This window comes from Allgaiera indica (assembly GCF_900106675.1).
GTDB lineage: Bacteria > Pseudomonadota > Alphaproteobacteria > Rhodobacterales > Rhodobacteraceae > Acidimangrovimonas > Acidimangrovimonas indica.
The window spans coordinates 143,930-156,036 of record NZ_FNOB01000007.1 but is presented as its reverse complement, the minus strand read 5'-3'; the positions used below and the strand labels follow the sequence as shown (position 1 = coordinate 156,036).

At 68.2% G+C, this 12,107-nt stretch carries 15 protein-coding genes; all 15 read right to left on the bottom strand.

Annotation, left to right across the window (positions count from 1 at the left end; translation table 11 throughout):
• Positions 1-2 precede the first annotated feature (2 nt).
• On the bottom strand, positions 3-236 hold the full coding sequence (locus BLV97_RS08395; RefSeq protein WP_051646160.1) for a DUF5337 family protein: 234 nt from the start codon (positions 234-236) through the stop codon (positions 3-5).
• Between the two features lie 42 nt (positions 237-278).
• Entirely contained in the window at positions 279-971 is a 693-nt protein-coding gene (locus tag BLV97_RS21565; RefSeq protein WP_051646161.1) for an NADH-quinone oxidoreductase subunit E, read from the bottom strand.
• Positions 972-996: 25 nt separating this feature from the next.
• Positions 997-2,172: an NADH-quinone oxidoreductase subunit E gene (locus tag BLV97_RS08385; protein ID WP_035844276.1), complete on the bottom strand. Its 1,176-nt coding sequence runs from the start codon at positions 2,170-2,172 to the stop codon at positions 997-999.
• Positions 2,172-2,546: a hypothetical protein gene (locus BLV97_RS08380; RefSeq protein WP_035844278.1), complete on the bottom strand. Its 375-nt coding sequence runs from the start codon at positions 2,544-2,546 to the stop codon at positions 2,172-2,174. Before BLV97_RS08380 ends, BLV97_RS08385 begins: the two co-directional genes overlap by 1 nt.
• On the bottom strand, positions 2,543-2,809 hold the full coding sequence (locus BLV97_RS08375) for a hypothetical protein (RefSeq protein WP_035844280.1): 267 nt from the start codon (positions 2,807-2,809) through the stop codon (positions 2,543-2,545). The genes BLV97_RS08380 and BLV97_RS08375 overlap by 4 nt, the downstream gene beginning before the upstream one ends.
• On the bottom strand, positions 2,806-4,020 hold the full coding sequence (locus BLV97_RS08370; RefSeq protein WP_035844282.1) for an NADH-quinone oxidoreductase subunit D: 1,215 nt from the start codon (positions 4,018-4,020) through the stop codon (positions 2,806-2,808). Before BLV97_RS08370 ends, BLV97_RS08375 begins: the two co-directional genes overlap by 4 nt.
• Positions 4,020-4,238 (bottom strand): hypothetical protein, encoded by a 219-nt coding sequence (locus tag BLV97_RS08365; protein ID WP_244520994.1) that lies wholly within the window; start codon positions 4,236-4,238, stop codon positions 4,020-4,022. Before BLV97_RS08365 ends, BLV97_RS08370 begins: the two co-directional genes overlap by 1 nt.
• Positions 4,235-4,843: an NADH-quinone oxidoreductase subunit C gene (locus tag BLV97_RS08360; protein WP_035844284.1), complete on the bottom strand. Its 609-nt coding sequence runs from the start codon at positions 4,841-4,843 to the stop codon at positions 4,235-4,237. The genes BLV97_RS08365 and BLV97_RS08360 overlap by 4 nt, the downstream gene beginning before the upstream one ends.
• A gap of 10 nt (positions 4,844-4,853) precedes the next feature.
• Positions 4,854-5,378, bottom strand: coding sequence for a NuoB/complex I 20 kDa subunit family protein (locus BLV97_RS08355; protein WP_035844304.1), 525 nt, complete (start codon positions 5,376-5,378; stop codon positions 4,854-4,856).
• A complete protein-coding gene (locus tag BLV97_RS08350) occupies positions 5,378-5,743 on the bottom strand; it encodes an NADH-quinone oxidoreductase subunit A (RefSeq protein ID WP_092164024.1) in 366 nt (121 codons plus the stop codon). The genes BLV97_RS08355 and BLV97_RS08350 overlap by 1 nt, the downstream gene beginning before the upstream one ends.
• A 258-nt stretch (positions 5,744-6,001) precedes the next feature.
• Positions 6,002-6,784: a crotonase/enoyl-CoA hydratase family protein gene (locus tag BLV97_RS08345; protein WP_035844312.1), complete on the bottom strand. Its 783-nt coding sequence runs from the start codon at positions 6,782-6,784 to the stop codon at positions 6,002-6,004.
• A 141-nt stretch (positions 6,785-6,925) separates the two neighbouring features.
• Positions 6,926-7,780: a hydroxymethylglutaryl-CoA lyase gene (locus BLV97_RS08340; RefSeq protein ID WP_035844314.1), complete on the bottom strand. Its 855-nt coding sequence runs from the start codon at positions 7,778-7,780 to the stop codon at positions 6,926-6,928.
• The gene (locus BLV97_RS08335; protein ID WP_035844316.1) at positions 7,773-8,426 is read right to left on the bottom strand and encodes a glutathione S-transferase family protein; all 654 of its coding nucleotides are present in this window, start codon (positions 8,424-8,426) and stop codon (positions 7,773-7,775) included. Before BLV97_RS08335 ends, BLV97_RS08340 begins: the two co-directional genes overlap by 8 nt.
• Positions 8,423-10,381 carry an acetyl/propionyl/methylcrotonyl-CoA carboxylase subunit alpha gene (locus BLV97_RS08330; protein WP_092164017.1) on the bottom strand — a complete coding sequence of 653 codons (1,959 nt, stop codon included), beginning with the start codon at positions 10,379-10,381 and terminating at the stop codon, positions 8,423-8,425. The genes BLV97_RS08335 and BLV97_RS08330 overlap by 4 nt, the downstream gene beginning before the upstream one ends.
• A gap of 120 nt (positions 10,382-10,501) precedes the next feature.
• Positions 10,502-12,106, bottom strand: a complete 1,605-nt coding sequence (locus BLV97_RS08325; RefSeq protein WP_035844320.1) for a carboxyl transferase domain-containing protein — start codon at positions 12,104-12,106, stop codon at positions 10,502-10,504.
• Position 12,107 lies beyond the last annotated feature (1 nt).

The window sequence follows — 12,107 nt, the reverse complement described above, 5'->3', positions numbered from 1 at the left end:
CATCATTCCTTGTTGTCCTGCCGCCTGCGCCAGACGCGCCAGACCACCACGAAGGCGAAGACGAAGGCCGCCAGCGCCGCGAAATCCATCAGGAAGGCAAGGCGCGGATCCAGCCCCAGCCAGCCCCCCAGCCATTGCCCGCCCAGCCAGACGACCATGGCGATCGCGATCACCAGCGCCGCCAGCCGCATCTGCGCGGCCTGGGCCCGTTCCTCCGTATCGTCCGGTCTGTTCATTCACCCGGCACCTCAACACACCTTGCCTCAATACACCTAGCCTCAAGTCACCTTGCCCGTGTCCGCGCGGGCCGAGAACTCGGTCTCGCCCCCTGCGGCCAGAAGCTTCGCCTGCGCCACCCAGTCGTCGCGCGTCGCCCGGCCGCGGAACCCTTGCAGGTTCTCGTCGACCCAGGCGATTTCGGGCGCCGTCCAGGCGGCGATCTGGTCGAAATGGTAGATCCCCATCCCGTGCAGCGCCTGCTCTAGCTTCGGCCCCACGCCCTTGATCTTCGTCAGATCGTCCGCTTGCCCACCGCGCGCCGCGGCCAGACCGGCGGGGCCGTCATCCGCAACCGAAGAAGTCGCCGGCGTCGGCGCGGGCGCCCCCGAAGGCGCCTTGGCAGGGGCGGGGGCCCCGACATCCGCCGCCAGGGCTGCCTTGGTGGGCGCCACCGCAGCGGTTTCGGCGGCGGTTTCGGCGGCGGTTGAGGGCGAGATCTTGGGGGGCGTGGCCTTGGGGGCCGGCTTCGGCGCGGGCACCGCTTCGTGGCCATCCAGCAGGCTGCCGCCCCGGCACAGCGCCCAGCGAAGCGCCAGCGCCACGGCCCCGCCGACGATCAGGCCGCCCAGCAGCGCCCAGATCCAACCCCAGCCGAAATCATGGCGCAGAAGACCGAGCATGAGCAAACCGGCAATGGCGCCGATCCCCAGCGAGAGCGCCTCGCCCGTCACAATCTGCGGTTTCCTGTCCATCTCATCCATCCTCGCCCAATCGCCGTCAGTCGTAGACATCACCCTTGTCGACACGTTTCGAGAATTCGGTCTCGCCGCCCGAGCCCAGCAGCCGCGCCTGCGCCACCCAGTCGTCGCGCGTCACCCGGCCCTTGAAGCCTTCGAGGTTCTCGTCGACCCAGGCGGCTTCGGCGGCAGTCCAGCCCGCGACCTGGTCGAAATGATAGATCCCCATGGAATTCAACAGCAATTCCAGCCTCGGCCCGACCCCCTTGATCTTCTTCAGATCATCCGCCTTGCCGTCGCGCGGCGCGCTCAGGCCGGCCGGTTTCGTGCCCCCGGCGGCAACATCCGCCGTCGGCGCCTCGGTGGGCGTGTCGGCCGGCGCCCCGGCCTTGGCCGAGCCCCGCGCCGTCTCATGCGACGCAACGCTTCCGGCCGGATCCGCCGCCGCGGCCCCAGCTTCGGCCCCGGTGTCGGCCCCGGTCCGGGGCGCGGGCTGTCGGGCGGCGGGGCCGTCGCGCCAGGGCGCGCGCAGCGGCACCTCGGTGCCGTCGATGCGCTTGAGCGTGTCCCCAAGCGCCAGGGCCCGCGCGACCGAGGCATTGTGCGGCGCGCGGCCCTCGTTGCCTTCGGTCAGGCAGGTCGGCCCGCCCTTGGCCTCGGCGGCGTAGCGGCCGTTCTGGGGGCCGGGCTGCGGCACCTTGCCGGCGGCCATCTCGTCGATCAGCGCCGCGAAACCCTCGGGCTTCAGATCCTCATAGTAATCCTTGCCGATCTGGGCCATGGGCGCGTTGCTGCAGGCGCCCAGGCATTCGACCTCTTCCCAGCTGAACTTGCCGTCGGCGGACAGCTCATGCGGGTTGGGGGCGATCTTCTCGCGGCAGATGCGCAGCAGGTCCTCGGCGCCGCAGATCATGCAGGTCGTGGTGCCGCATATCTGAAAATGCGCCACCGATCCAACAGGTTGCAGTTGGAACATAAAGTAGAAGGTAGCGACCTCCAGGGCGCGGATATAGGCCATGCCCAGCAGATCCGCGACATGTTCGATCGCCGCGCGCGACAGCCAGCCTTCCTGTTCCTGCGCGCGCCACAGCAGCGGGATCACGGCGCTGGCCTGCCGCCCTTCGGGATATTTCGAGATCTGCGCCTCGGCCCAGGCCTGATTGGCGGCGGTGAAGGCGAAGTTCTCGGGCTGTTGCGGATGCAGGCGGCGTAGCATCAGAAGGCGGCTCCGGTCTGAACGATGGTGGCAAGGGCCAGCACGGCGACCAGCGCCGCACCGAACCCCGCGATCCAATGTTTCGAAGTGGGATGGCCCGCCTGCGCGTAGATCAGTGCATCGTGGAAGGCCATATAGGAAAAGGCGGAAAATGTCGCGGCGATGACCACGAAATCTCCGTAGAGCAGCGAGAAGAGCCCCAGCGCCGACAAGGCGACGTAGCGTTCCCCCATCACCTGGGGCAGTGACTCTACGTGGTGCCCGGTCAGCGCCAGGCCGCGCGCGGGATTGCGCAGGAAGATATAGGCCAGCCGCGCGGTCAGCGCCGTCGCCAGCGCCGCGAGCCCCAGGGACAGAAGGCCGAGGAAGGTCATCGGCAGTCCTCCAACCGATAGGCGGGTCCAGCCACCTGCGCCACGCGGTGCGCGCGCACCAGGGCGTCCAGCGTCATCCCGGCCTCGGCGGCCGTAAGGCCCGCGGATTTAAGCACTGCGTCCTGGTTGGCCGCGTCCAGCACGCAACCCGCCTGCGTCATCGCCGCCGCCAGCGCCCGCATCTGCGCGGGGCTGGGCCCCCCTTCGGCCAGGGCCGGACCGGCCCCGAGCGCGAGCAGCAGAAGGGCGGCGCCGGGTTTCACCGGTCAATCTCCCCGAACACCACGTCGAGAGAACCGATGATCGCCGAGACGTCGGCCAGAAGATGCCCCTTGCAGATGTGATCGCAGGCCTGAAGATGCGGATATCCCGGGGCGCGGATCTTGGCGCGGTAGGGCCTGTTGGTCCCGTCCGAGACCAGATAGACGCCGAATTCGCCCTTCGGCGCCTCGACCGCGGCGTAGACCTCGCCCGCGGGGACGTGGAAGCCCTCGGTGTACAGCTTGAAGTGGTGGATCAGGCTTTCCATCGAGCGCTTCATGTCGGCGCGCTTGGGCGGGGTGATCTTGCCCCGCGCCAGCACGTCGCCCTGCCCTTCGGGCGCGCGCAGCTTGGCGATCGCCTGATGGATGATATTGGTCGCCTGGCGCATTTCCTCGACCCGCACGAGATAGCGGTCGTAGCAGTCGCCGTTCTTGCCGACCGGCACCTGGAATTCGAATTCGTCATAGCATTCATAGGGCTGCGCGCGGCGCAGATCCCAGGCCATGCCCGCGCAGCGCGCCATGACACCGGTAAATCCCCATTGCTGCACCTCGTCGGGGGTGACCACGCCGATATCGACCATGCGCTGCTTGAAGATCCGGTTCTCGGTCAGCAGCGTCTCGAGATCGTCGAGGTAATCGGGGAATTTCTGCGCCCAGGCCTCGATATCGTCGAGCAGCGCGGGCGGCAGGTCCTGGTGCACGCCGCCGGGCCGGAAATAGGCCGAATGCAGCCGCGCCCCGCAGGCGCGCTCATAGAAGATCATCAGCTTCTCGCGCTCCTCGAACCCCCACAGCGGCGGGGTGAGCGCGCCGATGTCCAGCGCCTGTGTGGTGACGTTCAGCAGATGGCTGAGGATCCGCCCGATCTCCGAATACAGCACCCGGATCAATTGCGCCCGACGCGGCACCTCGATCTGCGTCAGACGCTCGATCGCCAGGCACCAGGCATGTTCCTGGTTCATCGGCGCCACATAGTCGAGGCGGTCGAAATAGGGCAGGTTCTGCAGATAGGTGCGGCTTTCCATCAGCTTCTCGGTGCCGCGATGCAGCAGCCCGATATGCGGGTCGGCGCGTTCCACGATCTCGCCGTCCAGTTCCAGCACCAGGCGCAGAACGCCGTGCGCGGCAGGGTGTTGCGGGCCGAAGTTGATGTTGAAGTTGCGGATCTGCTGTTCGCCGGTCAAGGCATCGTCAAACTTGCCGTCCATCACCCGCGCCCTCCATCACCCTTGTCCTTGAAGGCCATGATCCACAGCAGGATCAGCGCGCCCAGCGGGATCACCGAAACCAGCGACACCCAGTTCGGCATGCCGAAGCGCGGCAACAGCCGCCAGAACGGCACGATCACCAAAGCCGCGTAGATCACCAGCCACAGCAGGCCGAAGGCCCCCAGGCCGTGATAGCCGTAGGAATAGGACCACATCATTTCGCCGCCTCCTTCTCGTCTCCGGGAAGGATATATTGCGCGCCCTCCCAGGGACTCATGAAGTCGAACTGGCGGTATTCCTGCACCAGGCTGACGGGCTCGTAGACCACCCGCTTCTCGGCCTCGTCATAGCGCACCTCGACATAGCCGGTGGTGGGGAAATCCTTGCGCAGCGGATGCCCGCGAAAGCCGTAATCGGTAAGGAGGCGGCGCAGGTCCGGGTGCCCCGAGAACAGGATGCCGAACATGTCGAACACCTCGCGCTCGTACCAGCCGGCCGAGGGATGCACGGTACAGACCGAGGGCACCATCTCGTCCTCGCGCACCGCCACCTTCACCCGGATGCGGTGGTTTTGATGCATCGACAGCAGGTGATAGACCACGTCGAAACGCGCCGGGCGTTCGGGGTGGTCGACCGCGGTGATATCGATCAGCGAGGTGAAGCGGCAATTGGGATCGCCGCGCAGGAACTCGATGAAGGCGGGGATCGCCGCCAGCGTCACCTCGATCGTCAGTTCGTTGAAGGCGATGATCGCCTCCAGCACCGCTTCGGGCCGCTTGTGGCGGATGTGTTCGGCCAGTTCGCTCAGCGCCACGTCGGACATGGGGGCCTCCTCAGCGAGTGATCGTGCCGGTGCGGCGGATCTTGCGTTGCAATTGCAGCATTCCGTAAAGCAGCGCCTCGGCCGTGGGCGGGCAGCCGGGCACATAGACATCGACCGGCACCACCCGGTCGCAGCCGCGCACCACCGAATAGCTGTAATGGTAGTAGCCGCCGCCATTGGCGCACGATCCCATCGAGATCACATAGCGCGGCTCGGGCATCTGGTCGTAGACCTTGCGCAGCGCCGGGGCCATCTTGTTGGTCAGCGTCCCCGCCACGATCATCAGATCGGATTGCCGCGGCGACGCGCGCGGCGCCATGCCGAAACGCTCGACATCATAGCGCGGCATCGACGCCTGGATCATCTCGACGGCGCAGCAGGCCAGGCCGAAGGTCATCCAGTGCAGGCTGCCGGTGCGGGCCCAGTTGATCACATCCTCGGTCGAGGTCAGCAGAAAGCCCTTGTCCTGCAATTCGCGGTTCAGGGCCTGTGTGGCGACCTCGGGATCGCCACCGGCGGTGTTGGCTCCGGTCATCATTCCCATTCCAGTGCCCCCTTCTTCCATTCATAGGCGAAGCCGATGGTCAGCACGCCGAGGAAAATCATCATCGACCAGAAGCCGACCATGCTGATCTGTCCGAAGGCCACGGCCCAGGGGAACAGGAAGGCAACCTCGAGGTCGAAGATGATGAACAGGATCGAGACCAGGTAGAAGCGTACGTCGAACTTCATCCGCGCGTCGTCGAAGGCGTTGAAGCCGCATTCGTAGGCCGAGACCTTCTCGGGGTCGGGGTTGCGCACCGCCAACACCACCGCGGCCAGCACCAGGATCAGCCCCAGCGCGATAGCCATGGCGAGGAAGATCAAGATCGGAAGATACTCTCGCAGCAAATGCTCCACGGGCGCCTCGCTCTTGTTCTGGCGGCTCCGCCGGCGGAGTTCCGCCACTTGTTCCGGCTGCGCCCCATTTACTCCCCCGCCCCGGCAGGGTCAACCAACGGTGACCGTCCGCAATGGGCTTTCTACAAGGGTTTTCAGGGCGTAAACACATTCACTTTCATTAATTTAACAATCTATGCTGCGCCGCAGCTAAATCCAGTGCGGTGGCGGCGGCTGGCGCGACTCAGCCCGCGCGGGGTTGGTGGGTCCGGCCGGGGCTCAGCCGGCCCAGGGCGGCGTCTGGCGCGCAAAGAAGGCACCGATGCCGTCGCGAGCCTCGTCACTTTCCCAGCGCGCGACAAGTGCGCGAATCGTCTCATCGATCACCGCGTCGGTGATCGGCGGCCCCAGACGGCGCAGCAGCCCCTTCGCTTCGGCGACGGCCCCGGGCGCACAGGACAGGTAGGGCGCCACCTCGGCCTCGACCGCGGCATCGAGCGCCTCGGGCGCCACGCTGCGCGCCAGAAGACCCAGCGAGACAGCCTCATCCGCGCCGAAACGGCGGCCGGACATGAATACCCGCCGCGCCCGCGCCTCGCCCATCCGCGCGGCGACATAGGGGCCGATGGTCGCCGGGATCAGGCCCAGCCGCGTCTCGGTCAGCCCGAACTTCGCGCCCAACGCCCCGATCGCGACATCGCAGACCGCCATCATGCCGATGCCGCCGCCGAAGGCCTGGCCCTGCACCCGCCCGATCAGCGGCTTGGGCATCTCGTTCAGCGCCTTGAGCATCCAGGCCAGCTTGCCCGCCTCGCGGCCCCGCGTATCGGGATCAGCTGCCATCTGCTCCTTCATCCATCCCAGATCGCCGCCTGCGCAGAAGCTTTCCCCCGCCCCGGTCAGCACCACGGCGCGCACCGCCCCGTCCGCCCCCAACCGCGCCGCCGCCTCGGTCAGTTCGGCGATCATCCGCGCCGACAGCGAATTGTGCTTCTCCGCCCGGTCCAGCGTCAGCGTCGCGACGCCGCGCGCATCGGTCTCGATGGTGATGGTCTCGAACATTCCAGCCTCCTGATCCTGTTGCCGCCGCCCGGCCCGAGTATTTGTGCCAAGATGAAGACCAAGGAACGCCCTTCCCCTTCATCTTGGCGCAAATACTCCGGGGGAGCGTCGGAAGACGCGGGGGCAGCGCCCCCTCCCGGCCTATGCCGCCCGCATGGCGCGCGCCATCTCGGCCCCGCGCGCGATCACCTCGCGGTCAAGCCCGGTCGCATAGCCCAGATCCGCCAGCCGCGCGGCCACCGCCTCGGTCGCCACGTTGCCCGCCGCGCCCGGCGCATAGGGGCAGCCGCCCAGCCCCCCCACCGCGGCGTCGAAGACCCGCAGCCCCAGCTCCAGCGAGGCCTCGATATTGGCCAGCGCCCTGCCCGCCGTGTCGTGGAAATGCCCCGCCAGGCGCGCCGCCGGCACCTCCTGCAACACCGCGCGCAGCATCGCCGCCACCGTCTCGGGCCGGCCCTGGCCGATGGTGTCGCCCAGGCTGATCTCGTAGCAGCCCAGATCGCGCAGCCGCGCCGCCACCCGCGCCACCGCCGCCGGATCGGTCGGCCCGTCGTAGGGGCAATCGATGACGCAGGAAATATAGCCCCGCACCGGAATCCCGTCCGCCCGCGCCGCCGCGCAGACCGGGGCGAACCGTTCCAGGCTTTCCTCGATCGAGCAATTCACATTGGCCCTGGAAAACCCTTCCGAGGCCGAACCGAAGATCGCCACCTCGTCGGCGCGCGCCGCCCGCGCGCCCTCGTAGCCGCGCATGTTGGGCGTCAGCGCGGCATAGCGGACCCCCGGCATCCGGGTGATGCCGGCAAGCACCTCGGCGCTGTCGGCCATCTGCGGCACCCATCTGGGGCTGACGAAGCTGGCGATCTCGATGCGCCGGAACCCGGCGGTGGACAGCAGATCGACCAGCGCGATCTTTTCCGCCGTGGGGATCTGGCGCTTCTCGTTCTGCAGCCCGTCGCGGGGGCCAACCTCGAAGATCTCGACCGTGTCAGGCATCGGGCACCTCATAGAAGGGCTGGACATAGATCTCGGGCGCGCCGTCACGCGCCTGCGCCCGCAGATAGGCCGGCCGCGCCTGCAGCCGGCCCAGCCAGCCCGCCACCCGCGGTAGCGCGTCAAGCCGCACGAAGCGCCGCGCCAGCCCCGCACCATAGCCCATTGTCGCATCCACCGCCGAGAAGCCCGAGGCCAGCAGATAGTCGCGCCCCGCCAGCGCCGCCTCGGCCGCGCCCAGGGCGTTTTGCAGACGCTTCGCCTCCAGCCGCATCACCGTGGGGCTGCGCATCCAATCCTCGCGCAGCACGATATGCTGCTGGGTCAGCGCCGCCAGATGCTGGCCCAGCGTTTCCGAATAATGCAGCCATTCCAGCCACTCGGGCCGCTCCTCGGCGCCCGGCGGCGGGGCCAGGCGGCCGCGCGTCTCGCACAGGTATTCGACGATCGCGCCACTCTCGAACAACACCCGGCCGTCGATTTCCAGCGCCGGCACGCGGCCGGCAGGCGAAAGCTTCAGATATTCCGGGCTGCGCAGCGACTTGTCGAAGAAGCTGTGGGGGACGACATCGAAACGCTCGCCCAACTCCTCGAGCAGCCACAACACGCGAAAGGAGCGCGCCTGCGGCACATGGTGCAGCCGGATCATTCCGCCACCTCGGCCTCGAGCCGCACCAGCGCGGCGCCGGCCTCGACCTGGGCGCCGGCCTGGGCCAGCACCTCGGCGACCACGCCGTCGCGGCCGGCGGTCAGGGTATGTTCCATCTTCATAGCCTCAAGCACCGCCAGCCGGTCGCCCTGCGCCACCGCCTGCCCGGCCGAGACAAACACCGCCTTCACCAGCCCCGGCATCGGCGACAGCGTCACATCGCCCCCCCCGCCCGCCTCGGTGCCGCGCGCCAGGGGATCGACCGGCGCGAAACTGGCGGTGACGCCCGCATCGAAGACATGGATCGCGCCGTTCGCCATCACCAGCGCCGGCGCCTTCGCCGCGTCGAGCCACCAGCCGTCCTGGCGCCGCTCGGCCCGCACCTCGGCGACCGCATCGTTCCTGCGCAGCGTGATGCGCGCCGCGTCCGGCCCGGTCACGGCGATCAGCGCCGAGACCTCCTCGGCGTCGCGCCGCAGCCCGATCTTGCGCTCAAGCGGCGCCCACAGGGCGAAGCCGGCAAGCGGCTCGGCCCGTTCCCACAGCCCCGCCTCGGCCAGCACCGCGGCTGCGGCAATCCGGGGGCCAGGTTCGGGCGCGGCAATCAGCGCCTCCAGATCACGTTCGATCAGGCCGGTGTCGACATCGCCCGCGGCAAAGCCCGCATGCCGGGTCAGCGCGCCGAGAAAGCCTAGGTTCGTCACCGACCCGGCCACCTGCGTCTGTTCCAGCGCGCGCGTCATCTGCTGCAGCGCCGCGCCGCGGTTCGGACCATGGGTGACGATCTTGGCGATCATCGGATCGTACCAGGGGCTGATCGTGTCGCCGGCGCGCACGCCGGTATCGGCCCGGCAGCCCGGCGCGAAAGCCAGATGGTGCAGCGTCCCGGTGGCCGGCAAAAAGCCCGCGGGCACGTCCTCGGCGTAAAGCCGGGCCTCGAAGGCATGGCCGGTGATCGACAGATCCTCCTGCCGCGCGGGCAGCGCCTCGCCCGAGGCCACGCGCAGTTGCCATTCCACCAGATCGACGCCGGTGATCGCCTCGGTCACGGGATGTTCCACCTGCAGGCGGGTGTTCATCTCCATGAACCAGAAGCGATCGGGGCGCAGCCCCTCGGACGCGTCGACGATGAATTCGATCGTGCCGGCGCCGCTGTATCCGATCGCCTCGGCCGCGCGCACGGCGGCGGCGCCCATGGCGGCGCGCATCGCTTCGGTCATGCCGGGCGCGGGGGCTTCCTCGATCACCTTCTGATGGCGGCGCTGCAGCGAACAATCGCGCTCGAACAGATGCACGGCGCGGGTGCCGTCGCCAAAGACCTGCACCTCGATATGGCGCGGCTTCTCGACGAATTTCTCGATCAGCACGGCCTCGTTGCCGAAGGCCGTACTGGCCTCGCCCCGCGCGCTTTCCAGCGCGGCGGCAAAGTCCTTTGGGGCGAAGACCTTGCGCATTCCCTTGCCGCCGCCGCCGGCGACCGCCTTGATCAGCACCGGATAGCCGACCTTCGCCGCCTCGGCCGCGAGATGGGCGGGGTCCTGATCGGCACCGTGATAGCCGGGCACCACGGGAACGCCCGCCTTTTCCATCAGCGCCTTGGCCGCGTCCTTCAACCCCATCGCCCGGATCGCGCGCGCCGAAGGGCCGATGAACACCAGGCCCGCGGCCTCGACCTCGGCGACGAAATCGGGGTTCTCGGACAGGAAGCCATAGCCCGGATGGATCGCCTGCGCGCCGGTGGCCCGCGCCGCCGCGATGATCGCCGCGCCGCGCAGGTAGCTGTCGGCTGGCGCCGGGCCGCCGATATGCACCGCCTCGTCGGCCATCGCCACATGGCGGGCGCCCGCGTCCGCGTCGGAATAGACGGCGACCGTGGCCACACCCAGACGGCGGGCGGTCTCGATCACCCGGCAGGCGATCTCGCCGCGGTTGGCGATCAGGATCTTGTGGAACATGCGTTCCTCCCGTTTCCAAAGGGGGGCTCCGCCCCCGCGTCTGTCGACGCTCCCCCGGAGTATTTTTGCCAAGATGAATGGGCCTTCATCTTGGTCCAAATACTCCCGCCGGAGGCGTCCCTACATTCTGAACACGCCGAACCTGGTGGGCGCGATCGGGGCGTTCAAACTGGCCGACAGCGACAGTGCCAGCACCTCGCGGGTGCGGCGCGGGTCGACGATGCCGTCGTCCCAAAGTCGCGCCGAGGCATAGAGCGGATGGCTCTGGCGGGCGAACATCTCGATCGTGGGGCGCTTGAACTCGGCCTCTTCCTCCGCCGACCATGTGCCGCCCTTGCGCTCGATCCCGTCGCGCTTGACTGTGGCCAGAACCCCCGCGGCCTGTTCGCCGCCCATCACCGAGATGCGCGAATTCGGCCAGGTCCACAGAAAGCGCGGCGAATAGGCGCGGCCCGCCATGCCATAGTTGCCGGCCCCGAAAGAGCCGCCGACCAGCATCGTGATCTTCGGCACGTTGGTCGTGGCCACCGCCGTGACCATCTTGGCGCCGTGGCGGGCGATGCCTTCGTTTTCATATTTGCGGCCAACCATGAAGCCGGTGATGTTTTGCAAGAACACCAGCGGGATATTCCGCTGAGAGCACAATTCGACGAAATGCGCGCCCTTCACCGCGGCCTCGGAAAACAGCACCCCGTTGTTCGCCACGATCCCCACCGGGCAGCCCATGACATGGGCAAAGCCCGTGACCAGCGTCTCGCCGAAGCGCGGCTTGAACTCGTCGAAGCGCGAGCCATCGACCACGCGGGCGATGACCTCGCGGATGTCATAGGGGGTGGAAAGGTTCGCCGGCACCACGCCCAGGATCTCGGCCGGATCATAGGCGGGGTCTTCGGGGCTTTGCCAGACCACGGTGTCGGGCTTGCGGCGGTTCAGCCCGGCCACCGCCCGGCGCGCAAGGGCAAGCGCATGGGCGTCATCCTCGGCCAGATAGTCGGCCACGCCCGAAAGGCGCGTATGCACGTCGCCGCCGCCGAGATCCTCGGCCGAGACCACCTCGCCCGTCGCGGCCTTCACCAGGGGGGGACCTGCGAGGAAGATCGTGCCCTGTTCCTTGACGATGATGGTCACGTCCGACATCGCCGGCACATAGGCCCCGCCCGCGGTGCAGGAACCCATCACCACGGCGATCTGGGGGATGCCCTTGGCCGACATCCGCGCCTGATTGTAGAAGATGCGGCCGAAATGGTCGCGGTCGGGAAAGACCTCGTCCTGGTTGGGCAGGTTGGCGCCGCCGGAATCGACCAGATAGACGCAGGGCAGCGCGCATTCCTCGGCTATTTCCTGGGCGCGCAGGTGCTTCTTCACGCTCATCGGGTAATAGGTGCCGCCCTTCACGGTGGCATCGTTGCACACCACCATGACCTCCTGGCCATGGATGCGCCCCACCCCGGCGATCAGCCCGGCGGCCGGGGCGGCGCCGTCATACATGCCATGCGCGGCGGTCGCGCCGATCTCCAGAAAGGGGGAGCCCGGGTCGAGCAGGTCGGCCACCCGTTCGCGCGGCGGCAGCTTGCCGCGCGCGACGTGGCGGGCAAGCGCCGCCTCGCCGCCGCCGGCGGCGGCAGTGGCCGCGGTCTCGGCGACCTCGGCCAGCAGCGCCTCATGCGCGGCGACATTGGCGCGGAAAGCGTCCGAGGACGGCAATGCCTGGGATTGAAGTTTCATC

What these genes read in the sequence shown, in the direction of transcription:
- BLV97_RS08395 (WP_051646160.1), bottom strand. Translation starts at nt 236, where the DNA reads ATGAACAGACCGGACGATACGGAGGAACGGGCCCAGGCCGCGCAGATG.
- BLV97_RS21565 (WP_051646161.1), bottom strand. Translation starts at nt 971, where the DNA reads ATGGACAGGAAACCGCAGATTGTGACGGGCGAGGCGCTCTCGCTGGGG.
- BLV97_RS08385 (WP_035844276.1), bottom strand. Translation starts at nt 2,172, where the DNA reads ATGCTACGCCGCCTGCATCCGCAACAGCCCGAGAACTTCGCCTTCACC.
- BLV97_RS08380 (WP_035844278.1), bottom strand. Translation starts at nt 2,546, where the DNA reads ATGACCTTCCTCGGCCTTCTGTCCCTGGGGCTCGCGGCGCTGGCGACG.
- BLV97_RS08370 (WP_035844282.1), bottom strand. Translation starts at nt 4,020, where the DNA reads ATGGACGGCAAGTTTGACGATGCCTTGACCGGCGAACAGCAGATCCGC.
- BLV97_RS08365 (WP_244520994.1), bottom strand. Translation starts at nt 4,238, where the DNA reads ATGATGTGGTCCTATTCCTACGGCTATCACGGCCTGGGGGCCTTCGGC.
- BLV97_RS08360 (WP_035844284.1), bottom strand. Translation starts at nt 4,843, where the DNA reads ATGTCCGACGTGGCGCTGAGCGAACTGGCCGAACACATCCGCCACAAG.
- BLV97_RS08355 (WP_035844304.1), bottom strand. Translation starts at nt 5,378, where the DNA reads ATGACCGGAGCCAACACCGCCGGTGGCGATCCCGAGGTCGCCACACAG.
- BLV97_RS08345 (WP_035844312.1), bottom strand. Translation starts at nt 6,784, where the DNA reads ATGTTCGAGACCATCACCATCGAGACCGATGCGCGCGGCGTCGCGACG.
- BLV97_RS08340 (WP_035844314.1), bottom strand. Translation starts at nt 7,780, where the DNA reads ATGCCTGACACGGTCGAGATCTTCGAGGTTGGCCCCCGCGACGGGCTG.
- BLV97_RS08335 (WP_035844316.1), bottom strand. Translation starts at nt 8,426, where the DNA reads ATGATCCGGCTGCACCATGTGCCGCAGGCGCGCTCCTTTCGCGTGTTG.
- BLV97_RS08330 (WP_092164017.1), bottom strand. Translation starts at nt 10,381, where the DNA reads ATGTTCCACAAGATCCTGATCGCCAACCGCGGCGAGATCGCCTGCCGG.
- BLV97_RS08325 (WP_035844320.1), bottom strand. Translation starts at nt 12,106, where the DNA reads ATGAAACTTCAATCCCAGGCATTGCCGTCCTCGGACGCTTTCCGCGCC.